Below are 26,456 nucleotides of genomic sequence, written 5' to 3' on the forward strand. Positions count from 1 at the left end.
CTCGCGGAGTACTCTTCCTTGATCGTTGGAGGGGGACCGGAAGGCGGTGCGCGGGTGAGCTCGGGAGGGCTGGAGCTGCCCCCTGGTGACACGGGTCACGAGGGGGAGTCCGGCGACATCCCGCCCGGCGCGGTGTCCGTGGCGCGTCCGGTGGAGATCGGGGCGGAACTGGACTGGGGTGCGGACGACTGGAGCGAGGTGCGCACGCGCGCGCAGCGGGCCGGCCGGGCGTACATCTGGCTGAACCTGGTGGAGCAGCGGCTGCGGGCCGTGGTGGCGGCCGTGCTGCGCCCCATCTACGAGCCGGTCCACGGCGACGACTGGGTGGTCGCGGCGGCGGGCCCGGCCGGGCAGGAGTGGGTGCAGAGGGCCGTCGCCGTACGGGAGGTCTCGCGCCGCAAGGGGTATCTGCTCGACCCCGCCGACGACAACGTCCTGAGCTTCCTCACCCTGCCGCAGCTGCGCGAGCTGATGGTGCAGCACTGGCCGTGCTTCGAGCCGTACGTGGACGACCGGCGCGACGTCGAACTCGCCCTGGACGAGCTGGAGGTCGCGCGGAACGTGGTCTCGCGCAACCGCGCGCTCAACGAGGCGGTCCTGGCCCAGGCCGAGCGCGCCTCGGCCCGGCTGCTCGGCGTGCTGGGCGGCGGCGCGGGCGCGCCCGCCGCGCACCGGCTGCCCATCGACGCCGTCGAGGACCTGGTGGGCGACCGGTACGCGGACGTGGTCTCGGTCCACTCCGACCGGGTGCGGCTGCAGCGTCAGCTTCCCGCCGAGGACCTGTTCAGCCACGCCCGCCGGCTCGACGCGATAGGCATCGGCCTCAATCTGCTGGTCCAGAACTACTCGGGGCGCCGGCTCGTGCGGCTCGCCGAGTCGGGCTGCCGCGTCCGGCTGCTCTTCCTCAACCCGGCGAGCAGCGCGGTCAAGCGGCGCGAGCGCGAACTGGGGCTGAAGAAGGGCGAGCTGAGCCGCTCGGTCGAGATGAACATCCTCCACATGCGGCGGGTGCGCGCCCGGCTGCGCGACCCCGGCGCCTTCGAGATCCAGGTGTTCGACGAGACCCCGCGCTTCACGGCGTACCTGGTCGACGGGGACGGCACCGACGGCCTCGCGGTCGTCCAGTCGTATCTGCGCCGGGCCCGGGGGATGGAGGCGCCGGTCCTGGTGCTGCGCGGGGGAGCGCGGCGGGACGTCGTGCGCCCCGACCAGGACACGGAACACGGGCTTTTCGAGACATACCGTGAGGAATTCGAGTCGGTGTGGGCCGACTCGCGGCCCGTCTCCTGACCGGCTGTCGGGTCGCCCGGGCCCCGTTGTCAGTGGTGCGTGCGAGGCTGGTCGTCACTGGGGGAGAGCACCAAAAGGGAGGGCCAAGATGGGGTGGCACCGCGAACCGCTGGTCGGATTCGACCTGGAGACGACCGGTACGGACCCGCTGGAGGCGCGGATCGTGACGGCCGCGATCGTCGGCGTCAAGGACGGAGAGGCGGTCCGGCAGCGGAACTGGCTGGCGGACCCGGGCATCCGGATCCCGGCGCAGGCCTCGGCGATCCACGGCATCAGCAACGAGCGGGCGGCGTCGGAAGGCCGCCCGGTGCGCGAGGTCGCCGACGAGATAGCGGAGACGATCACGGGCTACTGGGCGCAGGGCGTGCCGGTCGTGGCCTACAACGCGGCCTTCGACCTGACGCTCCTGGCGGCCGAACTCAGCCGTCACGGACTGCCGTCGCTCACCGACCGGCTGGGGGGCGCGGCCATGGGCCCGGTCGTCGACCCGTACACGATCGACCGTGCGGTCGACCGCTACCGCAAGGGCAAGCGGACACTGGAGGCGGTGTGCGTGGAGTACGGAGTGGTGCTCGACGGCGCCCATGAGGCGGGCGCGGACGCGCTGGCGGCGGTCCGGGTGGCCGTGGCGATAGCCGAGCGCCATCCGCAGGTCGCCCGGCTGCTTCCGGCGGATCTGCACGAGCAGCAGATCGAGTGGTACGCCGCGTGGGCGGCCGACTTCCAGCGGTTCCTGCGCAGGAAGGGCACGCTGGACGCGATAGTCGACCCGGCGTGGCCGGTACGGGAACTGGCTCCGGCCCAGGGCTGACGGCCGGTGTCCCGGAGCCGACCGCAGGCCATCGACGCCTGACGGCACGCGGCCCGGGACACCTGCCGCTTCGCGACTCGGACTCGCGGCTCAGAACGGGTACCAGCGGACCTCGGGATCCCCGTCCCGCAGTGAGGCGACCCGGCGGCGGAACTCGTCGAGCGCCTTGGGGTTGGCCGGTGCGTGCTGGGCGACCCAGGCGCAGCTGGCCGTCTCCCGGGCGCCGCGCAGCACCGCGCACCCGTCCCACTCCCGCACGTCCCACCCGTACGCCTCGGTGAACGCGTCGTACTGCTCGTCCGGCAGCCCGTACCGGTCCCGGGAGAGAGCCATGACCACCAGGTCGTGCTCCCGGAAGTCGGCGGAGAAGGTCTCCAGGTCGACCAGGACCGGGCCGTCGGGGCCGACATGGACGTTGCGCGGCAGCGCGTCGCCGTGGATGGGGCCCGGCGGGAGGTGGGGGGTGAGGGCGGCGGCCGCGTCGGCGAAGCCGTCCCGGCGGGCGCGGAGATAGGCCGCGTCGGCGGGGTCGATCGCGTCGCCGGCCAGCCGCAGCCAGCGCTCCACCCCGCCGAGCAGTTCACGGCGGGGCAGGGCGAAGGCCGGGGCGGGCAGGGCGTGGACCAGCCGCAGCAGTTCGGCCAGGTCGCGCGGGCCCGTGGGGCGGACGGCGGCGGGCAGCCGGTGCCAGAGCGTCACCGGATGGCCGGCCACCAGCCGGGGCGCGGGCTCGGCGGCCCGCACCGCCGGGACGCAGCACTCCGCGAGCCAGCCCGCGATGGCGACCTCGCGCTCGGCCCGCGCCAGGAGTTCGGGGTGGCGGGTGGCGTCGCGGCCGACCTTGATCACCAGGTCGCCGGTCGCGAAGACGGCGTTCTCACCGAGGGCGAGCAACTCGGCGGGGCCTTCGGCCAGGGGCCCGGCGGGGCTGTTCCCGGTCGCCGCGTCCGCCGCGCCCGCCTGAGCCGTGCCTGCCTCCGGCGTGCCCGTCCGCGCCGCGCCGAGTCCCGCCGCGGCCAGTACCTCGCGCGCCCGTGCCTCGTCCACTGTTCACTCCCGGTGATCGTTCCGTACCGGCCAAGTCTCGCATTCACGCAGGTCGTCTCGGAGGGGAGGCAGGTCGTCTTGACGAACCGACGGACCGTCAGCACGATGACGGGGGTCATTCGGCAATCCCGGCAAAGGGGTCGAACAATGACATTGGCCACCGCAACGGCGCGGTCGGGGAAGCGCTCCGGCAGGCGCTCCGGCAAACCCCCGGACCACGGGGCCTGGTTCCTGGTCCTGCCCGCGCTGATCCCGATCCTCGTACTGAGCGTCGGACCGCTGCTCTACGGCATCGCCCTGGCCTTCACCGATTCCCAGGCGGGCCGCACCGCGCCCACCCGGTGGACAGGGCTGCTCAACTTCAGGGACCTGCTGCACGACACCCTGTTCTGGGAGTCGTTCAGGATCGGTCTGCTCTGGGCGGTCGGGGTCACCGTGCCCCAGTTCCTGCTCGCCCTCGGACTCGCCCTGCTGCTCGACCAGAACCTCCGCTTCCGGTGGCTGGCGAGGGCGCTCGCGATCGTCCCCTGGGCGATGCCGGAGGTCGTCGTCGGCATCATGTGGCGGCTCGTCTACAACCCGGACGCGGGAATCCTCAACGAGACGATCGGCGACCTCGGGCTCGGGGACGGCCGGGACTGGCTGACCGGACTCGGCACCGCGCTGCCCGCCGTGATCGTCGTCGGCGTCTGGGCGGGTCTGCCGCAGACGACGGTGGCCCTGCTCGCCGGGCTCCAGAACACCCCGCACGAGCTGCACGAGGCCGCCGCGATAGACGGCGCGGGTGCCTGGCGCCGGTTCCGTACGGTGACCTGGCCCGCGCTCAGACCCGTGGCGCTGGCGATCACCGCCCTCAACTTCATCTGGAACTTCAACTCGTTCGCCCTGGTCTATGTACTGACCAACGGCGGCCCGGGCGGCAAGACCCGGCTGCCCATGCTCTTCGCCTACGAAGAGGCCTTCCGGTACGGCCAGTTCGGGTACGCGGCGGCGATGGGCTGTGTGATGGTCGCGGTGATCTCGGTGTTCCTCGCCTTCCACCTGGTGGCGCGGCTCGGCGGAGGTGAGGACGGATGACGTCCCGTACCAGTTCGACCCGTTCAACCAGTTCGACCCGTTCGACCGGTTCAACCGGCTCATGGGGGCGCGCCGGGCAGTATCTGGCGCTCCTGGGCTATCTCGTCTTCCTGGCGTTCCCGTTCCTGTGGCTGATCTCCACGGCCTTCAAGCCCGCGCGCGAACTGGGCTCGCTGCACCCGACGTGGATCCCCAGGCACCCCACCCTCGACAACTTCCGGCAGGCCTTCGACGAACAGCCGCTGCTGCGCGCGGGGCTCAACAGCCTGGTCGCGGCGGCCTCGGCCGCGCTGATCGCCGTGGTCGTGGCGACCCCGATGGCGTACGTGATGGCGCGCCGACGGGGCAGGCTGGCGACGGCGGCGACCGGCTGGGTGGTGGTCAGCCAGGCCTTCCCCTTCGTCCTGCTGATCATTCCGCTCTTCCTGGTCCTGAAGAGCCTCCACCTCATCAACTCGGTCGCGGGGCTGGTCATGGTGTACGTGGTGTGGTCGCTGCCGTTCGCGCTGTGGATGCTCGTCGGGTACGTCCGGGCCGTTCCCCTGGAGTTGGAGGAGGCGGCGGCCGTCGACGGGGCGGGGCGGCTGCGCACGCTGGTCTCGGTCACCGCGCCGCTGCTCGCCCCCGGCATCGTGGCCACCGGGCTCTTCGCCTTCATCACCGCGTGGAACGAATTCTTCTTCGCGCTCGTTCTCCTCAAAACACCGGAGAAGCAGACCCTGCCGGTCGTCCTCACCCACTTCCTCGGCGCGGAGGGGGCCGCCGACCTCGGCCCGCTCGCGGCGGCCGCCTTCCTCGCCACCCTGCCGTCGCTGGCCGTCTTCGCCGTCATCCAGCGGCGGATCACCAGCGGGATGCTCGCCGGGGCGGTGAAGAGCTGATGCGCGCACGCCTGTTGATCCTGGCCGGGGCCGTGCTGGCCCTGCTGCTCTCCACCCTCACCGGCTGCTCGGACGGCGACTCGGGCACCGGCGGAAAGGTCAGGCTCCGCTTCCAGTCGCTGGCCTGGCAGAAGGAGTCGGTGGCGGCCACCAAGGCGCTGGTGAAGGAGTGGAACGCGGCACATCCCGAGATCCAGGTCCAGTACGTACAGGGCAGTTGGGACACCGTCCACGACCAGTTGCTCACCGCGTTCGAGGGCGGCGAGGCGCCGGACGTCATCCATGACGCGTCCGACGACCTTGCGGACTTCGCCTACGGCGGCTACCTCGCCGATCTGCGCACCCTGCTGCCCTCCGGACTCAAGGCGGACATCCCCGCACGGAGCTGGGAGACGGCGACGTTCGGGAAGGGGGTGTACGGAGTGCCGTTCCTGCAGGAGCCAAGGGTCCTGATCGCCAATTCCAAGATCCTCAAGTCCTCCGGGGTGCGGATCCCCACTCCCGAACAGCCCTGGACCTGGGAGGAGTTCCGGGAGGTGGCGAAGAAGCTGAGCGGCAAGGGGCGGTACGGGATCGCCTGGCCGCTCAAGGAGCCCGTGTCGATCACGCTGAACCTGGGGCTCTCCACCGGCGGCCGGCTGTTCCACCGGGAGGCGGACGGAAAGGTGAGGGTGGCGTTCGAGGAGGCCGACGCGGCCGTCCCCTCGGTCGTCCACGATCAGGTCAACGTGGACGGGAGTGCCGCGCGGACCACGCTCGGCATGGGCGGATCCGACACCCTGCCGGGCTTCTTCGGCGGCAGGTACGCGATGGCCGCGCTGGGCTTCTCGTACCGTCAGCAGATCGTCCAGCAGGCGCCCAAGGGGTTCGAGTGGACCGTGCTCCCTGCCCCGGCCGGGAGCGAAGGGCTCGCGCAAGGGGTCAGCCCGCAGACCCTCTCGGTGGCCGAGGACAGCCCGCACAAGGAGGAGGCGGCCGAGTTCGTCGGCTTCCTGCTGCGGCCGCGCAACATGGTCCGGCTCGCGCAGGGCGACTGGATGCTGCCGACGGGGACCGCCGCGCTGAAGGATCCGGCCCTGCACACCGCACGGTACGGCTGGGCGACCGGCGCCGCGCTCGCGGGGGCACTGCGCTCGGCACCCGCGCAGTCGGTGCGGGGATACCCGGAGTGGAAGGACAAGGTCGCGACCCCCGCGCTCCAGGAGTACTACAGCGGTGCGATCGACCTCGGGCAACTGCGAAAACGCCTGGTCAAGGACGGGAATCTGGTGCTGGCCCGCTATCAGCGCTGATCCAGGGCCAAAGGGTCGCTCCAGGGCTCCGGGTCACTCGAAGGGAGCAGTGAAACAGCGTGCCCGGGCCTCACCACGGGGACCCGCCTCAACCCGTCAGGGCTCCAACAGGCAGGGGCCCGAGGGGAATTGCTCCCCGGGCCCCTGCTCGTAACGCCTCACGCACGTCGCTCGGAACGTCCGCGAGGGGTCAGACCCGGACCACCCGGTCCCGGTCCTCGTCGCCGTGGTGGGCGGTGACCGGCGGCGCGGCGGCCGACTCGTCGTGGGTGAGGTCCGGCAGCCAGCGCAGCCACTTCGGCAGGTACCAGTTGCGCTCGCCCAGCAGAGCCATGACCGCCGGGAGCAGCACGCCCCGGATGACCGTGGCGTCGATCAGGACGGCGGTGGCGAGCCCGACGCCCATCTGCTTCATCGACTGCATCGACAGCGTGCCGAAGATCGCGAACACCGCCACCATGATGACCGCCGCGCTCGTCACCACACCGGCCGTGGTCACCACGCCGTGCTGGATGGCGTCGCGGGTCGTCCGGCCCTGGAGGCGGGCCTCCCGGATCCGGGAGACCACGAACACGTGGTAGTCCATCGACAGACCGAACAGGATCACGAACAGGAAGAGCGGCAGCCAGGAGACGATCGCGCCGACGCCCTCGGCGCCGACCAGCGAGGCGCCCCAGCCGTGCTGGAAGACGGCGGTCAGGATGCCGTAGGCCGCGCCCACCGAGAGGAGGTTGAGCACGATCGAGGTGATGGCGATCGTCAGCGAGCGGAAGCAGAGCAGCATCAGCAGGAAGGCGAAGACCACCACGAAGGCGAAGACCGGGGTGACCGCGCCGACGATCTTGGCGTTGAAGTCCTTGGACCCGGCGACCTGACCGGTGATCGGCGCCTCCAGGCCGCGCACCTTGCCCAGGGTCTCGGGCCGTATGTGGTCACGGAGCAGGTCGAGGCTCTTCTCCGCCTTCTTCTGGTCGGAGCCGCCGATCAGCGGGACGTCGACGAACGCCACGTTCTCCGCGCTGTGCAGGGTGATCTTGATGGGGCCGTCCGAGGCGCCCCGGCTGACCGCCTGCGTACGGAAGTCCGCGATGGCCTGCTTGACCTCCGGCGCGTTGATGTCGGTGGCCTTGATGACGACGTTGGCCGGGCTGGCGCCGCCGGGGAAGGTCTCGTTGACGCGGTCGTAGGTGCCGACGATGGGCAGCGAGTCACCGAACTCCTGGTCGAGGGTCAGGTTCTGGGTGTGCATGCCGATCGCCGGCAGGGTTATCGCGATCAGCGCGCCCGCCGCCATCACCAGGGCGGCCTTCGGGCGGCGCAGCACCGCGCCGAGGATGGCGCGCCAGACGCGGCTCTCGCCATTGTTGTTGCGCTTGCCGCGCTTGATGCGGTTCAGGAACGGCAGCCGGCCCTTCTCGACGCGCTCGCCGAGCAGCGAGAGGAGCGCGGGGAGCACGGTCACCGAGCCGACCATGGCCACCGCGACCACCATCAGCGAGGCCAGACCCATCGCCTCGAACTCCGCGAGCCCGGTGAAGAGCATGCCCGCCATCGCGACGCAGACGGTGACGCCGGAGACGATGATGGCCCGGCCGCTGGTCGCGGCGGCGATGCGCAGGGCCGTCTGGGCGTCGCGCCCGGCCTCCCGTTCCTCGCGCTCGCGGCGCAGATAGAAGAGGCAGTAGTCGACGCCGACGGCCAGACCGACCAGGAGCATCACGGAGTTGGCGGTGTCGCTCATCGCCTGGAGGTGGCTGACGATGGCCATCAGGCCCATGGTGGCGATGATCGCCGTGAGCGCGAGCGCCACCGGCAGCAGGGCGGCGACCAGGGCGCCGAACGCGATGAGCAGAATGCCGAGGGCGACGGGCACCGCCGAGTACTCGGCCTTCTTGAAGTCGTCGCCGAAGGCGTCCTTGAACGTCTTGCCCATGCTGGCGCTGCCGATCTCCTCGATCCGCAGCCCCTTGTGCTCGCCCTGCACCTTCTTCACCGCGTCGAGCACCGGTGTGATGCGGTCGGGCGCCGTGTCGGCGTCGCCGAGCACGTCGAACTGGATCAGCGCGCTGCGACCGTCCTTGGAGAGCGTCTTCGCGGTGTACGGAGAGGTCACCTTGGTGACCTGGCCGGTGGAGTCGACCGCCTTGATCACGGCGTCCACGGCGGCGTGGAACGAGGGGTCGGTGGCCTTCGTCGAGCCGTCGAGGGCCTGGATGAAGACGGTCTCGCCGGCCGGCTCCTTCAGCCCCGCGTCCTCGATGATCTGCTGCGCCTGGCCGACCTCGCCGGGCAGCTGGTTGTCCTTGACGTTGATGCGCCCGGCCGCCGAGCCGATGCCCATGGCCAGAACCACGAAGAGCACCCAGATCACCACCGCCGCCCAGCGGTGACGGGCGCTCCACCCGCCGGCTCGCGCGGCGACGCCGCGCACTCTTGTGACCCCGTTGACCATGGCGAGACGCCCCCTGGTGAGTGGTGGCAGCCCGGCGCCGCCATCCGAGTACGACGCTAGGGGCAGGATTCAGCCGTCTCGTCGTACTCCCTGGTGAACCGGTCCTCCGGTATCTACTCCCAGCGATGTGGGGGCATCCCCTACAAGTCGGATTCAAGCCCCTTACACGTAAAGCTGATTGAGGGGGAAGGTCCGCTTGCGTGTCGCCACGGGGTGTCCACCAACCCTGCACATAGCCCGAGTTGACCTGCGCTGGCCTGTTCTTTGTTACGAAAGCTTGTTGTGTAAGTCACAGCTGCGTGGAGCCCTTGATCTGCGCTCGTCAATCGGCAAGGGTTTTGAACCAGCCCCGGAAGGTTTCCATCCGGTAGGCCAACCCCCCACAAATTCTGACGAGGAGACTCCTCTTCATGGCAACTCACAAGCGCAAAAGCCGCCTCAAGCTCACTGCCGCGATAACCGCCGTGGCGGCCGCGGCCGGAGTCACCGTCATGACCACCCAGATGGCAGGCGCGGCCGCGCCTGCCGAGGGCACGGTGTACGGGCTCGACGCCAAGGGCGCGATCGACGGCAGCTACATCGTCCTCCTGGACGAGAAGGCCTCCCAGGACGCCAAGCGCAAGCTCGCCGACCAGTACGGCGGCACGCTCCAGCGCGACTACGCCTCGACGGTCAACGGGTTCTCGGCGAGCGGGCTTTCGCAGTCCGAGGCCAAGCGGCTCGCCGCCGACCCGGCGGTCGGCAAGGTCGTCCAGAACAAGAAGTTCCACATCACCGCCGACCAGGCCAACCCGCCGTCGTGGGGGCTCGACCGGATCGACCAGGCCGAGACCGCCGGGGACAGCAAGTACACCTACCCGGACACCGCGGGCGAGGGCGTCACCGCGTACGTCATCGACACCGGCGTCCGCATCAGCCACAAGGACCTCGGCGGCCGGGCCTCCTTCGGCTTCGACGCGGTCGACAACGACAACACCGCCGACGACGGCAACGGCCACGGCACGCACGTCGCCGGAACCATCGCCGGAACCGCGCACGGCGTCGCCAAGAAGGCGAAGATCGTCGCCGTCCGCGTCCTCGACAACGAGGGCTCGGGCACCACCGAGCAGGTTGTCGCGGGCATCGACTGGGTCACCAAGAACCACCAGGGCCCGTCGGTGGCCAACATGAGCCTGGGCGGCGGCGCCGACCCCGCGCTCGACACGGCCGTGCAGAAGGCCATCGCCGCCGGTGTGACCTTCGGTGTGGCGGCGGGCAACGAGTCCACCGACGCGGGCCAGGGCTCGCCCTCCCGGGTCAAGGAGGCGATCACCGTGGCCTCCTCCACCAAGGACGACAAGCAGTCGGACTTCTCCAACTTCGGCGCGGTGGTGGACCTCTATGCCCCCGGCTCGGACATCACCTCCGACTGGAACACGGACGACAACGCCACCAAGACGATCTCGGGTACGTCCATGGCGACCCCGCACGTCGTCGGCGCCGCCGCCGTCTACCTCGCGGGCCACAAGGACGCCACCCCGGCCCAGGTCTCGGAGGCGCTGACCGGCGGAGCCACCGCCGACAAGATCTCCAACCCCGGCGCGGGCACCCCGAACAAGCTGCTAAAGGTCGTCGAGTAACCGTCCCCAGGCAGTCGTGAACGACGGCTCCCGTGCCATCCCCCACGAGGCACGGGGGCCGTCCTATTGTGTGGACATGACGACGATGTACGCCGCCCTGCTGCGCGGGATCAATGTGGGCGGCAACAAGAAGGTCCCGATGGCCGAGCTCAGAGCACTGCTCACCGAGCTCGGCCACGGCTCCGTACGCACCTATCTGAACAGCGGCAACGCCGTCTTCAGCAGTGACTCCCACGACCCGGACGCGCTCGCCGCCGATCTGGAGCGGGCCATCGAGAAGCACTTCGGCTTCCGTGTCGTCTGCATGGTGCGCACCGGCGCCTATCTGAAGGCCGTCGTGGACGCCTGCCCCTTCCCGGCCGACGAGCTGGAGGGCAAGCAGCTGCACGCCACGTTCTTCTCCGGCCCCGCCGACCCCGAGCGCTTCGCGGGCATCGACACCAAGGCGTTCCTGCCCGACGCGTTCCGCCTCGGCGACCGGGTTCTCTATCTCTACGCACCCGACGGCATCGGCCGCTCCAAGCTCGCCGAAGCGCTCGCGAAGCCCGCCCTGCTCAAGGGCGTCGAGGCGACGGCCCGGAACTGGAACACGGTCAAGGCGCTGGTGGAGATGACCGGAGCCTGAGCGTGCGCCCGGGGCCGGGCCGCTGCCCGAAGTGGCCCACCCGACCGGTGTGCGAATGGCCCGGACTCCGGTGCCAATCCACCGCTACCTTCGCCCTATGGACACCAACGAGCCCACCGGCACCACCACCGTCGACTTCTACTTCGACCCCGCCTGCCCGTTCGCCTGGATCACCTCGCGCTGGATGCTGGAGGTCGAGCGGCACCGGAACATCGACCTGCGGTTCCGGGTGATGAGCCTGTATCTGCACAACACCGGCAATGAACTGCCCGAGTGGTACCGGGAGTTGGTCGACAAGTCGATCCGTCCGGTGCGGGTGGCCGTCGCGGCCGCGCAAGGCCACGGGGACGGGGTGCTGCGCGACCTCTACACCGCGTACGGCACCCGGATACACGAGCAGAAGAACGAGGACTTCGACGAGGTCATCGCCCAGGCGCTGGCCGAGCTCGGCCTTCCGGCGGCGCTCGCGGACGCCGCGCACGACCCCGCGTACGACGAGGCGGTGCGGCGCAGCCACGACGCGGGCAAGGACCCGGAGGCGGACGCCTATGTCGGCACGCCGACGATGCACCTCGACGGGACCGTCTACTTCGGCCCGGTGCTCAGATCCATCCCGCGCGGCGAGGAGGCGGCCCGCCTCTTCGACAGCGTGCGCGTGATCGCCTCGCACCCCGACTTCTTCGAGCTGAAGCGGACCCGGACCGGCGGTCTCCGTTTCGACTGAGTCAGCCAAGTGATCCGATGACTGGCGGGAGTCGAGTGCTCGCGTGGAGAAAATTCGGCTCATGCGTTGACCGTGACGTGTCAGTGCTCCTATGTTTCCCTGGACCCCAGGGGAGGCAGCATGCCCGCGCTCCGGAGCACGCCCGCACGAGCCGTACTGACCGGTGTGCTCGCCGCCCTGGTCCTGAGCGGCCCCGGTCCGGTGCAGGCGGCCGGGGCCGGGTCCCGCGCGGCGCCGCGCACCGCCGACGTCTACGTCTCCCCCTCCGGCCTGGACGCCGCCGACGGCACGGCGGGCCACCCCGTGCGCACCCTGACCCGCGCCCGCGACCTGGCGCGCGCGAAGGCCGCGCACTACGGCGCCGCCCGCTACTCCGGCGACATCACCGTGCACCTCGCCTCCGGTACGTACCGGACGACCGGGCCGCTCGTCCTCGACGGGCGCGACTCCGGCCCGGCCGGGCACCGGATCGTGTGGCAGGGCGCCGGGGCCGGCTCGACCCTGATCAGCGGCGGGCGAAGGGTCGAGGGCTGGCGGCCGGTGGCCGGGCGCCCCGGGCTCTGGTCCGCCCCAGCGCCCCAAGGGCTCACCGACACCCGGCAGTTGTACGTGGACGGGGTGCGCGCCCAGCGCGCCCGTGGCGAGGTCCCGGTCGGCCTGACCGTGACGGCGACCGGCTACACCGCCACCGCCGACACCCTCGCGCGCTGGCGCCGCCCCTCCGACGCCGAGTTCGTCTACACCAGCGGCGAGTCGCTGTGGAACGTCGAACGCAACGGCCTCGGCCAGTGGACCGAGCCGCGCTGCCGCATCGCCTCGGCGCGGGGCACCGCGATCACCATGGCCCAGCCCTGCTGGGACAACTCCAACAAGCGCGTGGAGTTCCCCGACCGGCCCGGCCGCACCGTGAGCATGGTCGGCCCGGGCCGTCTCACCAACAGCGGCAGGGCCTCGTACGTGGAGAACGCCTACGAACTCCTCGACCGGCCCGGCGAGTGGTACCTCGACCGCGCCGCGCACACCGTGTACTACCTGCCGCGCACGGGCGAGGACCTGAGCCGCGCCGACGTGGAGGCGGCCGCCGCCGAGAAGCTCGTCGACGGGCGCGGCACCAAGGCCGCGCCCCTGCACGACATCGCCTTCCAGGGCCTCCAGTTCGGCTACGCCACCTGGCTGACGCCGTCCGGGCCCGAGGGGTTCTCGGAGATCCAGGCCGGTTACACCATCACGGGGCCAAAGGGCTGGGCGACGCAGGGCCTCTGCGGCTTCGTCGACGGCGGCACCTGCCCCTTCGCCTCCTGGACGAAGATGCCGGGCAACGTGTCCTTCGCGTACGGGCAGCGGATCGGCATCAGCGACAGCGTCTTCGCGCACCTGGGCGCGGCCGGGCTCGACCTCGGCGCCGGGACCACGGACTCCTTCGTGCGCGGCAGCGTCTTCACCGACATCTCCGGGAACGGCTTGGAGATCGGCGGCGTGGACGGCCAACCACCGGCCGTCGGCGTCGAAGTGACGAACAATCATCTCTATGCCCTGCCGCGCGAGTACCACGGCGGCGTCGGCATCCTCGACGGCTACACCCAGCACACCACCATCGCCCACAACCAGCTCGACCACCTCGGCTACAGCGCGATCTCCCTGGGCTGGGGCGGCTGGCCCGACAAGATCGGCTCACCCGCGACCCCCAACCCGAGCCATGGCAACACCGTGCGCGACAACCTGGTCTTCGACTACATGCAGCTGCTCGACGACGGCGGAGGCATCTACACCCAGGGCCTGACCGGCACCTCGATGGCCGACGGCGAGAAGGTCACCGGCAACGTCATCCACGACCAGTGGGGCCTGGGCAAGAGCGTCTACACCGACAACGGGTGTACGTACGAGACCGTGCGGGGCAATGTGTTGTACGGGGCCGCGTACGCCAACGTCGCCAGTCGCCACACCGACTACCGCGACGAGCTCGGCAACAACGACCCGACGCTGATCGCGGGCAACTGGTGGGAGGAGGGCGCCGCCGACAGCTCCAACAAGGGCCTGGTGACCAGCGGGAACCACCTCATGGCCGGACTGTCCGACGTTCCCCCGGAGGTCGTCGCCAACGCCGGGATCGAGCCCGCGTACGGAAGTGTGCTCACGCGTACGGCGGGGGTGGTCTCCGTGCCGGAGGCGCCCGCCCGGGTGGGGACGAGCACGGCGGGGACCGACGGGCTGTACGTCACGTTCAACCCGAGCTATGTCGAGGGTGGTTCGCCGGTCACGGGGTATACGGCGTATGCCCTGCGCCCCGACGGTACGGAAGCGGCTCGGGCGAGTGTGGACGCGGCTGACTTCAAGCGCCTCGCCGTGGTGCGGATCGGGCAACTCAAGGCGGGGGAGGGGCCGTTCCGGGTGGTCGTGACCGCGCGGAACGCGTACGGCGAGAGCGTGCCCTCGCTCGCGTCGGCGCCGCTCGCGCCGAGGGCGGCGTCTGTGCTGGCCGCGGCGCCCACCGGCGCGAAGCTGCGCACCGCCGCCCACGCGGCCACGGTCGTCTGGACGCCGCCCACGGCCACGGGTGACGCCGAGGTGATCGGATATAGGATCACCGTTTCCGACGGCCGGGTGGTGCCCGTCGGCGGGCGGGACGCGCTGGTGACCCGGCCGTCGGGGAAGGGGATGTTCCGGGTGGTGGGCTCTCTGAAGCCCGCGACGTCGTACACCTTCACGATCGCCGCCGTCACGGCGGCGGGCATCGGGTCGGCGGCGACCGTGACGGCCACGACACCTGCGGTGTAGGCGGAGTGGTCGTTTGCCTGCGGACCGTGCGTGGCTGGCCGCGCAGTTCCCCGCGCCCCTGGGTAGTACGGGGCGCGGCCCCCGTCAGTCGCGCACCCCGCCCCACTCGGCCCAGCACGCCGCCCGGCGTACCAGCCGCCCCCGTCACCGTTCCCCCCTCCACTCCCCGTCCCGCTCCGCCCACCGCACCGCCGGTCTTACGGCCAGCCCCGCCGCCGCGAACAAGGCTGCCAGGCAGGCCCAGCCCGCGAAGCCGTGGCCCACCGCCGTGACCGTGACCAGGGCCGGGCCGGCCATCATCGCGACCGCGCTGCCCGAGCTGTACACGCCCTGGTAGACGCCCTGCGCCCGGGAGTCGGCGAGCTCGTAGCCCAGGGTCCAGCCGCCGGCCGAGGACAGGACCTCGGCGAGCACCTGGATCACCGCGCCGGCGGCCAGGACCGCCACCGCCCACAGCGGGGAGAGCCCGGCGGACAGCGCGAAGATCACGCACGCCGCCGCGAGCAGCAGCCCCGCGCGGCCCATCGCCCGTACCGCGCCCGGGACGTCCGAGGCACGTCGGGTGGCGCGCACCTGGAGCATCGCCACCAGCACACAGTTGACGATCATCACCAGCGCCACCGACCAGCGCGGGGCCTCGGTGTTCTCCACGATCCACAGTGGCATGCCCACTTCGAGCAGGCTGAACTGGAGGACGGACACCGCGTTGAGGACGGTCACCGCCAGATAGGGCAGGTCCCGCATCGCCCGCCAGCGGCTGTCCGCCGGGGTGTCCACCGTGCCGTCGGCGCCGCGCGCGGCGGTGGCGGCGGCGTTGAGCGGCAGGCTCCGGATGAGCACGGCGGGCACCATGTACGTGGCCGCGTTGACGAGGATCAGGGCGAGATAGGCGGTGCGGGTGTCGGCCTGGAGGGCCACCGCGCCGATCGCGCCGCCCACGCCCATCGCCACATTGGTGACCATCCGCAGATAGCCGCGCGCCTCGACCCGGGTCGCGGCGGGCAGCACGTCCGCGAAGAGCGCGCCCTTCACGCCCCAGCTCGCCTGGTTGAGCGCGGCGAAGCAGACGGCCGCCACCAGGAAGCCCGCATAGCCGTCGACCAGTGAGTACGAGGCCATCGTGACGCCGCAGCCCAGCCATAGCGCGGCGATCACCCGGCGGCTTCCCCAGCGGTCGGACGCCCGCCCGGCGGGGATGCCCGCCGCCACCCCGAACAGCCCGGCCACCGTGAGCCCGAACCCGACGTGGGTCGCGCCGATGCCGCAGACGCGGGTGAAGTACAGCACGCTGACCGGGAAGAAGAGGCCGTTGCCGAAGGAATTGAGGGACGTCATCACGGCGAGGCGGCGCAGCACCGGGTCGACGGGGAGGAGGCCGGCTCTGGTGGCGGGTGGGGTGGGGGTCTGCGTGGTGGCGGTCATGCCGTCACCCAACCCGGTGTGTACACGCCAAGGGCAATCATTTAGTGTCCGGCTAAAGCATGGGAACCACGGGGGACGGCGGGGGCCGGGTGTGATCGAGTTCAGGTTCGGCGTCGGCGATCTCGCGAGTACGTCGTTCGCGTACTCGCCGTTCCAGGAGGCGGTGTTCTCGCTGTGGGGCTGGTGGGACCCGTCGCGCTTTCCCCATCAGCGGCCCTGGCTGCGCCGGTTGCGCCCGCTCTACGAGCGCCAGGACACCGAGCTGCTCGCCGCGCTGGTCGCCCCGCACGGCTTCATCCCGGACTTCCTCACGCCCAGGCCGCGGAAGGTGCGGTCCACGTTCGCCGAGCAGCTGGCGCGGCTGCGGGCCACGCCGCTGGAGGTGATCGGGCCGGATGTGCTGCGCACCTTCGGCGGCGCGGAGCTGCCGCCGCCGCTCCGGGACGGGCTCGCCGACCCGGCCGCCTTCCTGGAGCGCGTCGCCGTCGCGCTCGACCGCTACTGGCACGAGTGCCTCGCCCCCGACTGGTGGCCGAGGGCCCGCGCGGTCCTGGAGGCCGATCTCGCCCGGCAGTCGAGGGTGCTGGCCGAGCAGGGCGCGGCCGTTCTCTTCCCGGCCCTGGACAAACGGCTCACCTGGCACGGCGACCGGGTGCGGCTCAGGCACCCGGTGCCGGACACCTGGCCCGCGGCCGACATCCAGGTCGCGGGCCGGGGCATGGTCCTGATGCCGACGACGTTCGCACGCGGAGCCATCTCCACCGTCGACCCGGGCCTGCCGCCGGTCCTCAACTACCCGGCGCACGGCAGGGGAACGCTCAGCGAGATGCCGCCGCCGGTCAACGACCGCGCCCTGGTCCGCCTCCTCGGCCCGGCCCGCGCCCGGCTGCTGACCCTGCTCGCGGAACCCGCCACCACCACCGAGCTCGCCCGGCGCCTGGAGATCACCCCGGGCGCGGTGAGCCAGCACCTGTCGGTGCTCTACGACGCGGGGCTGCTGTATCGGTCCCGGCGGGGCCGGAGCGTCCAGTACGCCCGCACCTCGCTCGGCGAGGACCTGCTCAGGCGGTGAGCGCGGCCGGTCCCGCCGCCCGCGCCGACGCCTCCTCGTACCGTACGAGCAGCAGCCGGGCCAGCTCCGGGGCCGCGCCCAGCACATCGGCCAGCACGTCGGCGTCGTGCGCGCCCCGGGCGATCCGGTCCGGCAGGAAGCCGGGGGCGATGACGTACGGGGCGACGGCGACCCGGCGCACACCGGATTCCCGCAACTCCCGTACCGCATCTTCCGTATGGGGTAGAGCAGCGGAGGCGAACGCAGGTCGCACGGCGCACCAACCGGTGTGCCGCAGCTCCCGCGCTACATCTGCGATCACTGCGATCGCCTCCGGGTCCGTGGAGCCCGCCGAGGCCAGGACGACCCCGGTCGAGCGCTTGTCGGCAGGGGTGAGCCCCGCCTCGTACAGGGCCTCCTGGAGCCGTCGCTCCACCGTCGAGAGCAGCAGCGGCGACGGGCCGAGGACGTCGGCGAGGCGGATGTCCAGCTGCGGCGGCGCCTGGGCGAGCACCGCCGGGATGTCGGCCTTGGCGTGGAAGGCCCGGGTCAGCAGCAGCGGCAGCGCCACCACCTCCCCTACACCTTCGAATGCCAGGCGCTCAAGCACCCGCGGTACGGCCGGGGCGTTGAAGTCCAGGAAGGCGGTCTCCACACGCAGCCCCGGCCTCAGCGACCGTACGCGCCGTACCAGGGCGTGCACGGTCGCCGCGTGCCGCGGATCGCGGCTGCCGTGGGCGATGACGAGGAGGACCGGTCCGTACATCGGGGCTCAGCTCTTCACCAGCAGACCGCGGCTGCGCAGCACATAGCGCTCCAGCGGGCTGAAGATGAGCAGGTCGATCGCGATGCCGACGATCAGGATCAGGAAGATGGCGAGGAAGACGCCCGGCATGTCGGAGTTGTTGCGGCCGTTCTCCAGCAACTGGCCGAGCCCCAGGCCCAGATCGGGCGAGGACGCGATGATCTCGGCGGCCATCAGCGAACGCCAGGAGAACGCCCAGCCCTGCTTCAGACCCGCCAGATAGCCGGGCAGGGCGGCGGGCATCACGATGTGCCAGGTGCCGCGCAGGCCGGTGGCGCCCAGGGTGCGGCCCGCGCGCAGGAACAGCGGCGGGACCTGGTCGACGCCGGAGACGAGGCCGTTGGCGATCGAGGGCACCGCGCCCAGCAGGATCACCGCGTACATCATCGAGTTGTTCAGGCCGAGCCAGATCACCGCCGGGGGCACCCAGGCCACCGACGGCAGCGACTGGAGGCCGGACAGGATCGGCCCGATGGCGGCGCGGATGAACTTCACCCGGGCCACGATCAGCCCCAGCGGCGTCCCGATCGCCAGCGCCAGCAGGAAGCCGAGAAGGCCGCGCGAGACGCTGGTCCAGACGATGTCGAGCAGGGTGCCCTGGAGCCAGAGCTCCTTGAGGCCCGACCAGACCGAGGACGGCGAGGGCAGCTTGGTGTCGTCGGCGACCTTCGCCCACACCAGGCCCTGCCAGACCACCAGGACCAGCGCGATCGCCGACAGGGGCGGCAGGATCTTCTGGACCAGGGTCTCGCGGAACGGGGCGCGCCCGCTCTGCACCGTCTCCAGCGCGTCGAGGCCCGCCTCCAGACCGGCCAGGTCGTGGGTGTGCTTGTCGGCCTTGACGGTCTTGGCGGCCTCGTCGGCCGCCGACGTCTCAGTGCTGGCCATGGCGGCGGATCTCCCCACGCAGTTGTTCGGTGATCTCTACGGAGAGCTCCGCGACGTCGGAGTCCTCGATGCGGCGCGGCTGCGGGATGTCCACGGTCCACTGGTGTGCCACCCGGCCCGGCCGGGAGGAGAGCAGCACCACGCGCTGGGCGAGCCGGACGGCCTCGCGCACGTTGTGCGTGACGAACAGGACGGACAGGTTCGTCTCGCGCCAGATGCGGGTCAGCTCGTCGTGCAGGACGTCCCGGGTGATGGCGTCGAGCGCCGCGAACGGCTCGTCCATCAGCAGCAGTTGGCTGTCCTGTGCGATCGCGCGGGCCATCGCCACGCGCTGGCGCATACCGCCGGACAGCTCGTGCACCCGCTTGCCGTACGCGCCGGTCAGCCGCACCAGTTCGAGCAGCTCCTCGGCGCGGCCGCGGCGCTCGGCCTTGGGCACGCCGCGCAGCCGCAGCGCGAGCTCGATGTTCTTGCCCGCGGTCAGCCACGGGAACAGCGCGTGCTCCTGGAACATCAGCGCGGGCCGCCCGCCGGGCGTCTCGATCGTCCCGGCGGTCGGCTTGTCGAGCCCCGCCACCAGGTTCAGAAGCGTCGACTTGCCGCACCCGGAGGCTCCCAGGAGGGTGACGAACTCGCCCGGCGCGACATCGAGGGTGATGTCGTCGAGCACGAGCTGGGGGCCGGCGCGACCCGCGAACGACTTCGACACGTGCCCGATCCGGGCGGCGTACTCCACCGTCGTACGGTCCGCGGCCTCGGCGACTGCAAGGGCCATGGTCGTCACCTCCTGGGAACTGGTACGGGTACGGGGTTACTTGACGCCGAAGCCGGCGTCGGCGACCGCGGGCTTGTCCAGGGCCTTGAGGACCTTGTTGAGCGGGGCCAGGTCGTAGATGCCGTCCAGGTCGGGCTTCTTCAGCAGACCGGCCTTGACCGCGTGGTCGGCCTCGATGCCAAGGGTGGCGGCCAGCGGGTCGTCGGTGGTCTTGATCGACTGCCACGCCGGGTCCAGGACGTTCGCCGGCAGCGCCTTGCCGCTGAGCGACTTCAGCGCGGCGTTCGCGGACGCCTTGGCCTTGTCCGGGTTGGCCTTGATCCAGTCGTTGGTCTTCACCGAGCCGCGCAGCACCGCCTCGACGACGTCGGGGTGCGCCTTGAGGAACTTCTGCGACACGATGATGTTCGTGATCACGAACTCCTTGTCGGCCCACAGGTCGGCCTCGTCGAGGAGGACCTTCGCGCCCTGCGAGACCAGCTTGGACGCGGTCGGCTCCGGCACCCAGGCGCCGTCGACGGAGCCCGACTTGTAGGCGTCCGGGGTGATCTTGTTGTCCGTACGGACCACGGAGACGTCGCCCTTGCCGCTCTGGGCGTCGACCTTCCAGCCCCGCTCGGCGATCCAGTTGAGGAAGGCCACGTCCTGGGTGTTGCCGAGCTGCGGGGTGGCGATCTTCTTGCCCTTGACGTCGTCCAGGGACTTGATCTTGTCCGGATTGACCACCAGCTTCACGCCGCCCGACGCGGAGCCCCCGATGATGCGCAGGTTCTGGCCCTTGGACTTGGTGTAGCCGTTGATCGAGGGGGAGGGGCCGATCCAGCCGATGTCGATGGACCCGGCGTTCAGGGCCTCGATCTCGGAGGGGCCCGCGTTGAAGGTGGAGGTCTTCACCTGGGTGCCGCCCAGTTCCTTCTGGAACAGGCCCTCCTGGACGCCGACCAGCGCGGTGGCGTGGGTGAGGTTCGGGAAGTAGCCGATCTTCACGCTGTCCGCCGACAGCTTCTTGGCGTCGGAGGCGACACCGGCCTTCTGGCTGTCGTCGGACTTGTCCTTCTCCGACCCGTAGCTGCAGGCGGCCAGGACGAGCAGGGGGAGGGACGCGGCGACGGCGAGGCCGCGGCGGAGAGCGGTGCGGTTGGCAGGCACGGGAGGGGTTCCTCTCGTTGGCCCGGCGGTCAACTCCCCCTGGGGACGGGGAAGATGGCCGGGAAGTCGGCAGGTCTTCGTCTGTGCGGATGGAGCGGGTCGTGCGGGTCGAGCCGCGGGGCGCGCGAGCGGTGCGCGTACGTCATCGCGCACATCGGCCCACTCCGCCCTGCCCGCTGCCGAGGGCGCCGCTGCCGACGCGGCCGCCCTCCTTCGCGAACGTGGAGTAGAAGTCGTGGCCGGTCATGGTCAGAAGTCCCATCCGTCGTAGTCGACGTCGGCCTTGACCGGCTCGGGCGACGCGAACGACTCGCCGACCATGCCCGCGGTGAGCGTGGTGCCGTCGGCCGGGTCGATCAGGATGAAGGCACCGGTGCGGCGGGAGTCGGCGTACGAGTCGAGCGGCAGCGGCTCGGCGGTACGGATCTTGACGCGGCCGATGTCGTTGGCGGCCAGCTGCCCCGGGTGCGGGTGCAGCGACAGGTCGTCGAGGGTCAGCCGGGACGGGATGTCCTTGACGATCGCCTTGACCGTACGGGTGCCGTGCTTGAGCAGCACGCGGTGGCCCACGGCGAGCGGCTGGTCGGCCACATGGCAGACCGTCGCCTCCACGTCCTGCGTGGTCGCGGGCGCGTCCCCGCTCGGCACGATCAGATCGCCGCGCGAGATGTCGACGTCGTCGTCGAGGAGCAGCGTCACGGACTGCGGCGTCCAGGCCACGTTCACCGACTCGCCGAGCAGGTCGATCCCGGAGATCTTCGAGGTGCGGCCCGAGGGCAGCACGGTCACGCTCTCGCCGACGCGGAAGGTGCCCGCGGCGATCTGGCCCGCGTAGCCCCGGTAGTCGGGGTGCTCGGCGGTCTGCGGGCGGATCACGTACTGCACGGGCAGCCGGGCGTGGCAGCCGGTGAGGTCGTGGCTGACCGGAACCGTCTCCAGGTGCTCCAGGACGGTCGGGCCGCCGTACCAGTCCATGTGGGCGGACGGCTCCACCACGTTGTCGCCGGCCAGCGCCGAGATCGGGATCGCGGTGATCTCCGGCACGCCCAGCTCGCCGGCGTACGTGGTGAACTCCTCGGCGATCGCCGCGAAGACCTTCTCCTCGTAACCGACCAGGTCCATCTTGTTGACCGCGAGCACCACGTGCGGCACCCGCAGCAGGGCGGCGACCGCGGCGTGCCGGCGGGTCTGCTCGACCACGCCGTTGCGGGCGTCGACCAGGACCAGGGCGAGGTCGGCGGTGGAGGCGCCGGTCACCATGTTGCGGGTGTACTGCACGTGCCCGGGGGTGTCGGCCAGGATGAACCGGCGCCGGGGGGTGGCGAAGTAGCGGTAGGCGACGTCGATGGTGATGCCCTGCTCGCGCTCGGCCCGCAGGCCGTCGGTGAGCAGTGCCAGGTCCGGGGCGTCCTGGCCGCGCTTGGCGGAGGCGGCCTCGACAGCCTCCAGCTGGTCGGTGAGGACCGACTTGGAGTCGTGGAGGAGGCGGCCCACCAGGGTGGACTTGCCGTCGTCGACGGACCCGGCGGTCGCGAAGCGCAGCAGGGTGGTCGCGGAGAGGTCCGCGAACTGCACAGCATTGTCAACGGGTGTGGACATTCTAGAAGTACCCCTCGCGCTTGCGGTCTTCCATCGCGGCCTCGGACATCTTGTCGTCGGCGCGCGTCGCGCCCCGCTCGGTGAGCCGGGAGGCGGCGATCTCGGCGATCACGGCGTCCAGCGTCGTCGCGTCGGAGTCGACGGCGCCGGTGCAGGACATGTCGCCGACCGTTCGGTAGCGGATCAGCCGGGTCTCGACGCTCTCGTCCTGCTTGGGGCCGCCCCAGTCGCCCGCGGTCAGCCACATGCCGGCCCGCCGGAACACCTCGCGCTCGTGCGCGAAGTAGATCTGCGGCAGCTCGATCTGCTCGCGGGCGATGTACTGCCACACGTCCAGCTCGGTCCAGTTGGAGAGCGGGAAGACCCGCACGTGCTCGCCCGGCGCGTGCCGGCCGTTGTAGAGCTGCCACAGCTCGGGGCGCTGGCGGCGCGGGTCCCACTGCGAGAACTCGTCGCGCAGCGAGAACACCCGCTCCTTGGCCCGGGCCTTCTCCTCGTCGCGCCGCCCGCCGCCGAACACAGCGTCGAAGCGGTGCTCCCGGATCGCCTCGGTCAGCGGCACGGTCTGCAGCGGGTTGCGGGTGCCGTCCGGGCGCTCCTTGAGGACACCGCGGTCGATGTACTCCTGCACGGAGGCGACGTGCAGCCGCAGCCCGTGCTCCTCGACCGCGCGGTCCCGGTACTCAAGCACCTCGGGGAAGTTGTGCCCGGTGTCGACGTGCAGCAGCGTGAAGGGGACCGCCGCGGGGGCGAACGCCTTCAGCGCCAGGTGCAGCATGACGATCGAGTCCTTGCCGCCGGAGAAGAGGATCACCGGCCGCTCGAACTCGCCCGCCACCTCGCGGAAGATGTGCACCGCCTCGGACTCCAGGGCGTCGAGGTGGGTCAGCGCGTACGGGCTGTCGGTGCCCTCGGTCAGGGCGGCAGCGGTCGTCGTCATGCGAGACCCCTCTCGGTGAGCAGTGCGTGGAGGGCGGACGCGGACTCCCGCACGGTCTGCTGGTGCGACTCGATCCGCAGGTCGGGCGATTCGGGGGCCTCGTAGGGGTCGTCGACCCCGGTGAGCCCGCTGATCTCGCCGGCCGCCTGCTTGGCGTACAGGCCCTTCACATCGCGTTCGGAGCAGACCTCCACGGGAGTGGCGACGTGCACCTCCAGATAGGCGGTGCCCTCGGACTGGTGGCGCTTGCGGACCGCGGCACGGCTGTCGGCGTACGGGGCGATCACCGGCACCAGCGCCTTGACGCCGTTGGAGGCGAGCAGTTCGGCGACGAAGCCGATCCGCTGCACATTGGTGTGCCGGTCCTCGCGGCTGAAGCCGAGCCCGGCCGAGAGGAACTCGCGGATCTCGTCGCCGTCGAGCACCTCGGCCCGGTGGCCCTCCTCGCGCAGCCGGTCCGCCAGCTCGTACGCGATGGTGGTCTTGCCCGCGCTGGGCAGCCCGGTGAGCCAGATGGTGGCTCCGGTGGTGGCCCCGCTCACTTGGTTCTCCTGGGTGTTGGTCATCAGCCGTGCAGCCCGCACTCGGTCTTGTTGCGCCCGGCCCAGCGGCCGGCCCGCGCGTCCTCGCCCTCCGCCACGCGGCGGGTGCAGGGCGCGCAGCCGATGGACGGATAGCCGTCCATGAGCAGCAGGTTGGTGATCACGCCGTGCTCCGCGACGTACGCGTCCACGTCGTCCTGCGTCCAGCGGGCGATCGGGGAGACCTTGACCTTCTGCCGCTTCTCGTCCCAGCCGACCACCGGGGTGTTCGCCCGGGTCGGGGACTCGTCGCGGCGCAGGCCGGTCGCCCACGCGGAGTACGCGGTCAGGCCCTCCTGGAGCGGCTTGACCTTGCGCAGCGCGCAGCACAGGTCCGGGTCGCGGTCGTGCAGCTTCGGGCCGTACTGGGCGTCCTGCTCGGCCACGGTCTGACGCGGTGTCAGCGTGATGACGTTGACGTCCAGCACGGCGGCCACCGCGTCCCGGGTGCCGATGGTCTCGGGGAAGTGGTAGCCGGTGTCCAGGAACACCACGTCGACGCCCTTGCGGGCGCGGGACGCCAGATGGGCGACCACCGCGTCCTCCATGGAGGACGTCACGCAGAACCGCTCGCCGAAGGTGTCCACCGCCCACTGGAGGATCTCCAGGGCGGAGGCGTCCTCCAGGTCGCGCCCGGCCTGCTCGGCCAGTGCCTTCAACTCCGCGCCCGTGCGCTGCTCCTGAGTCGTCGTCATATCTGCTCGTCCCCTCCGGTGTCGGCCCGCTGAAGCCCCCGGGACAGCAGCCCGAGGAACTTCAGCTGGAATGCGCGGCTGCACGCCGCGCATTCCCAGGCCCCGTGGCCCTCCTCGGACGGACGGAGGTCCTCGTCCCCGCAGTACGGGCAGTAGAAGGGCGCCGCTCGCTCGCTCACGACAGGGCCTCCTCGCCGGCGCGAGCGGTCCACGTGGCGAACCGCTCGCCGCTCTCGCGCTCCGCCTCGAAGCGCTTGAGGACCCGCTCGATGTAGTCGGGCAGTTCGGCCGAAGTGACCTTCAGGCCGCGGACCTTGCGGCCGAAACCCGCCTCCAGGCCAAGTGCGCCGCCCAGGTGCACCTGGTAGCCCTCGACCTGCTCGCCCTCGTCGTTCAGGACCAGCTGCCCCTTGAGACCGATGTCCGCGACCTGGATACGGGCGCAGGCGTTCGGGCAGCCGTTGATGTTGATGGTGAGCGGCTCGTCGAAGTCCGGGATGCGGCGCTCCAGTTCGTCGATGAGCGCGGCGCCGCGCGCCTTCGTCTCGACGATCGCCAGCTTGCAGTACTCGATGCCGGTGCAGGCCATGGTGCCGCGGCGGAACGGGGACGGCGCGACCTTCAGGTCCAGCGCCTCCAACCCCGCCACCAGCGACTCGACCTGCTCCTCGGCCACGTCGAGCACGATCATCTTCTGCTCGGCGGTGGTGCGAAGGCGGCCGGAGCCGTGTGCCTCGGCGAGCTCAGCGATCTTGGTGAGGGTGGTGCCGTCGACGCGGCCGACGCGGGGCGCGAAGCCGACGTAGAAGCGGCCGTCCTGCTGCTTGTGGACGCCGAGGTGGTCGCGCCAGACCGCGGGCGGCTGCTGGGGCGCGGGCCCGTCGGTCAGCTTGCGCTTGAGGTACTCGTCCTCCAGGACCTGGCGGAACTTCTCCGGGCCCCAGTCGGCCACCAGGAACTTCAGCCGGGCACGGGTGCGCAGTCGCCGGTAGCCGTAGTCGCGGAAGATGCCGATGACACCGCCGAACACGTCCGGCACCTCCTCCAGCGGCACCCAGGCGCCGAGGCGCACCCCCAGCTTGGGGTTGGTGGAGAGCCCGCCGCCGACCCACAGGTCGAAGCCGGGCCCGTGCTCGGGGTGCTCGACGCCGACGAACGCGATGTCGTTGATCTCGTGCGCCACGTCGAGCAGCGGCGAGCCGGAGATCGCGGACTTGAACTTGCGCGGCAGGTTGGAGAACTCGGGGTTGCCGATGAACCGGCGCTGGATCTCGTCGATCGCGGACGAGCCGTCGATGATCTCGTTCTCGGCGATGCCGGCGACCGGCGAGCCGAGGATGACGCGCGGGGTGTCGCCGCACGCCTCGGTGGTCGACAGGCCGACGGCTTCGAGCCGCCGCCAGATCTCCGGCACGTCCTCGATCCGGATCCAGTGGTACTGGATGTTCTGCCGGTCGGTGAGGTCGGCGGTCCCGCGCGCGAACTCCTGCGAGATCTCACCGACCACCCGCAGCTGCTCGGTGGTCAGCCGCCCGCCGTCGATCCGTACGCGCAGCATGAAGTACGAGTCGTCGAGCTCCTCCGGCTCCAGGATCGCGGTCTTGCCGCCGTCGATCCCGGGCTTGCGCTGGGTGTACAGACCCCACCAGCGCATGCGTCCGCGCAGGTCGTTGGGGTCGATGGAGTCGAATCCGCGCTTGGAGTAAATCGTCTCAATACGTGTCCGCACATTGAGACCGTCGTCGTCCTTCTTGAACTGCTCGTTCCCGTTGAGCGGCGTGAAGTGACCGACGGCCCACTGACCTTCACCACGGTGGCGCCCCGGCTTGCGACGGGGGGTGGTGGAGGCGGGCTTGTCTGGGGTGGCGGCCATGGAGATACGTCCTTCGGGACTGCAGGAGGGCGGCTCTGACCTGCACACTCGCGCTGAGGGCGCGGCGGTGCGCAAGTACGGTGAA

The 26,456-nt window shown here is 71.1% G+C and carries 23 protein-coding genes; 10 read left to right on the forward strand and 13 right to left on the reverse strand.

The features are described from left to right. Nucleotides 1–54: 54 nt before the first annotated feature. Together OG965_RS30835 and OG965_RS30840 are read left to right on the forward strand one after the other, a co-directional pair. Complete coding sequence (locus tag OG965_RS30835; protein ID WP_371655308.1) at nt 55–1,290, forward strand: SAV2148 family HEPN domain-containing protein; 1,236 nt, start codon at nt 55–57, stop codon at nt 1,288–1,290. An 88-nt stretch (nt 1,291–1,378) separates the two neighbouring features. Further along, nucleotides 1,379–2,101 carry a 3'-5' exonuclease gene (locus tag OG965_RS30840; RefSeq protein ID WP_371655309.1) on the forward strand — a complete coding sequence of 241 codons (723 nt, stop codon included), beginning with the start codon at nt 1,379–1,381 and terminating at the stop codon, nt 2,099–2,101. A gap of 90 nt (nt 2,102–2,191) precedes the next feature. Here the strand turns inward: OG965_RS30840 and OG965_RS30845 are convergent, their stop codons facing one another. After that, nucleotides 2,192–3,016 (reverse strand): phosphotransferase enzyme family protein, encoded by an 825-nt coding sequence (locus OG965_RS30845; protein WP_371657109.1) that lies wholly within the window; start codon nt 3,014–3,016, stop codon nt 2,192–2,194. A gap of 279 nt (nt 3,017–3,295) precedes the next feature. Here OG965_RS30845 and OG965_RS30850 point away from each other — a divergent pair, with 279 nt between their 5' ends. Genes OG965_RS30850 through OG965_RS30860 form a run of 3 tightly spaced genes read left to right on the forward strand, consistent with a single transcriptional unit; the run spans nt 3,296 to nt 6,398 of the window. After that, nucleotides 3,296–4,225, forward strand: a complete 930-nt coding sequence (locus OG965_RS30850; protein WP_371655310.1) for a carbohydrate ABC transporter permease — start codon at nt 3,296–3,298, stop codon at nt 4,223–4,225. Then, on the forward strand, nt 4,222–5,106 hold the full coding sequence (locus OG965_RS30855) for a carbohydrate ABC transporter permease (RefSeq protein ID WP_371655311.1): 885 nt from the start codon (nt 4,222–4,224) through the stop codon (nt 5,104–5,106). Before OG965_RS30850 ends, OG965_RS30855 begins: the two co-directional genes overlap by 4 nt. Continuing rightward, nucleotides 5,106–6,398, forward strand: a complete 1,293-nt coding sequence (locus OG965_RS30860; protein WP_371655312.1) for an ABC transporter substrate-binding protein — start codon at nt 5,106–5,108, stop codon at nt 6,396–6,398. Before OG965_RS30855 ends, OG965_RS30860 begins: the two co-directional genes overlap by 1 nt. Nucleotides 6,399–6,588: 190 nt before the next feature. On the opposite strand, the gene OG965_RS30865 is transcribed toward OG965_RS30860, so the two are convergent. Further along, the gene (locus OG965_RS30865; protein ID WP_371655313.1) at nt 6,589–8,850 is read right to left on the reverse strand and encodes an MMPL family transporter; all 2,262 of its coding nucleotides are present in this window, start codon (nt 8,848–8,850) and stop codon (nt 6,589–6,591) included. A gap of 410 nt (nt 8,851–9,260) precedes the next feature. On the opposite strand from OG965_RS30865, the gene OG965_RS30870 reads away from it, so the two are divergent. The 4 genes from OG965_RS30870 (at nt 9,261) to OG965_RS30885 (ending at nt 14,593) form a co-directional block, all read left to right on the forward strand. Next, a complete protein-coding gene (locus OG965_RS30870; RefSeq protein WP_371655314.1) occupies nt 9,261–10,469 on the forward strand; it encodes a S8 family peptidase in 1,209 nt (402 codons plus the stop codon). A 76-nt stretch (nt 10,470–10,545) separates the two neighbouring features. After that, nucleotides 10,546–11,094, forward strand: a complete 549-nt coding sequence (locus OG965_RS30875) for a DUF1697 domain-containing protein (protein ID WP_371655315.1) — start codon at nt 10,546–10,548, stop codon at nt 11,092–11,094. 97 nt (nt 11,095–11,191) lie between these two features. Continuing rightward, on the forward strand, nt 11,192–11,818 hold the full coding sequence (locus OG965_RS30880) for a DsbA family protein (protein ID WP_371655316.1): 627 nt from the start codon (nt 11,192–11,194) through the stop codon (nt 11,816–11,818). 120 nt (nt 11,819–11,938) lie between these two features. Beyond that, nucleotides 11,939–14,593 carry a fibronectin type III domain-containing protein gene (locus OG965_RS30885; RefSeq protein WP_371655317.1) on the forward strand — a complete coding sequence of 885 codons (2,655 nt, stop codon included), beginning with the start codon at nt 11,939–11,941 and terminating at the stop codon, nt 14,591–14,593. Nucleotides 14,594–14,737: 144 nt separating this feature from the next. Here the strand turns inward: OG965_RS30885 and OG965_RS30890 are convergent, their stop codons facing one another. Beyond that, nucleotides 14,738–16,015 (reverse strand): MFS transporter, encoded by a 1,278-nt coding sequence (locus OG965_RS30890; RefSeq protein WP_371655318.1) that lies wholly within the window; start codon nt 16,013–16,015, stop codon nt 14,738–14,740. 91 nt (nt 16,016–16,106) lie between these two features. On the opposite strand from OG965_RS30890, the gene OG965_RS30895 reads away from it, so the two are divergent. After that, entirely contained in the window at nt 16,107–17,087 is a 981-nt protein-coding gene (locus tag OG965_RS30895; RefSeq protein WP_371655319.1) for a helix-turn-helix domain-containing protein, read from the forward strand. Here OG965_RS30895 and OG965_RS30900 read toward each other — a convergent pair. The 10 genes from OG965_RS30900 to OG965_RS30945 form a co-directional block, all read right to left on the reverse strand. Further along, nucleotides 17,077–17,832 carry a sirohydrochlorin chelatase gene (locus OG965_RS30900; protein ID WP_371655320.1) on the reverse strand — a complete coding sequence of 252 codons (756 nt, stop codon included), beginning with the start codon at nt 17,830–17,832 and terminating at the stop codon, nt 17,077–17,079. The two genes, OG965_RS30895 and OG965_RS30900, sit on opposite strands and share 11 nt — an antisense overlap. A gap of 6 nt (nt 17,833–17,838) precedes the next feature. Next, nucleotides 17,839–18,759 carry an ABC transporter permease gene (locus OG965_RS30905; RefSeq protein ID WP_371655321.1) on the reverse strand — a complete coding sequence of 307 codons (921 nt, stop codon included), beginning with the start codon at nt 18,757–18,759 and terminating at the stop codon, nt 17,839–17,841. After that, entirely contained in the window at nt 18,746–19,534 is a 789-nt protein-coding gene (locus OG965_RS30910) for an ABC transporter ATP-binding protein (protein WP_371655322.1), read from the reverse strand. The genes OG965_RS30905 and OG965_RS30910 overlap by 14 nt, the downstream gene beginning before the upstream one ends. 36 nt (nt 19,535–19,570) lie before the next feature. Next, entirely contained in the window at nt 19,571–20,683 is a 1,113-nt protein-coding gene (locus tag OG965_RS30915) for an aliphatic sulfonate ABC transporter substrate-binding protein (RefSeq protein ID WP_371655323.1), read from the reverse strand. A 249-nt stretch (nt 20,684–20,932) separates the two neighbouring features. Further along, nucleotides 20,933–22,282, reverse strand: coding sequence for a sulfate adenylyltransferase subunit 1 (locus tag OG965_RS30920; protein ID WP_371655324.1), 1,350 nt, complete (start codon nt 22,280–22,282; stop codon nt 20,933–20,935). A 1-nt stretch (nt 22,283) separates the two neighbouring features. Continuing rightward, entirely contained in the window at nt 22,284–23,222 is a 939-nt protein-coding gene (gene cysD, locus OG965_RS30925) for a sulfate adenylyltransferase subunit CysD (RefSeq protein WP_371655325.1), read from the reverse strand. Continuing rightward, nucleotides 23,219–23,788 (reverse strand): adenylyl-sulfate kinase, encoded by a 570-nt coding sequence (gene cysC, locus OG965_RS30930; protein ID WP_371655326.1) that lies wholly within the window; start codon nt 23,786–23,788, stop codon nt 23,219–23,221. Before cysC ends, cysD begins: the two co-directional genes overlap by 4 nt. Further along, nucleotides 23,788–24,498, reverse strand: a complete 711-nt coding sequence (locus tag OG965_RS30935; protein WP_371655327.1) for a phosphoadenylyl-sulfate reductase — start codon at nt 24,496–24,498, stop codon at nt 23,788–23,790. The genes cysC and OG965_RS30935 overlap by 1 nt, the downstream gene beginning before the upstream one ends. Further along, nucleotides 24,495–24,677 (reverse strand): hypothetical protein, encoded by a 183-nt coding sequence (locus OG965_RS30940; protein ID WP_371655328.1) that lies wholly within the window; start codon nt 24,675–24,677, stop codon nt 24,495–24,497. Before OG965_RS30940 ends, OG965_RS30935 begins: the two co-directional genes overlap by 4 nt. Then, nucleotides 24,674–26,371 (reverse strand): nitrite/sulfite reductase, encoded by a 1,698-nt coding sequence (locus OG965_RS30945; protein WP_371655329.1) that lies wholly within the window; start codon nt 26,369–26,371, stop codon nt 24,674–24,676. The genes OG965_RS30940 and OG965_RS30945 overlap by 4 nt, the downstream gene beginning before the upstream one ends. Nucleotides 26,372–26,456: the final 85 nt, after the last annotated feature.

The sequence above is a fragment of the Streptomyces sp. NBC_00224 genome (assembly GCF_041435195.1).
Lineage (GTDB): Bacteria > Actinomycetota > Actinomycetes > Streptomycetales > Streptomycetaceae > Streptomyces.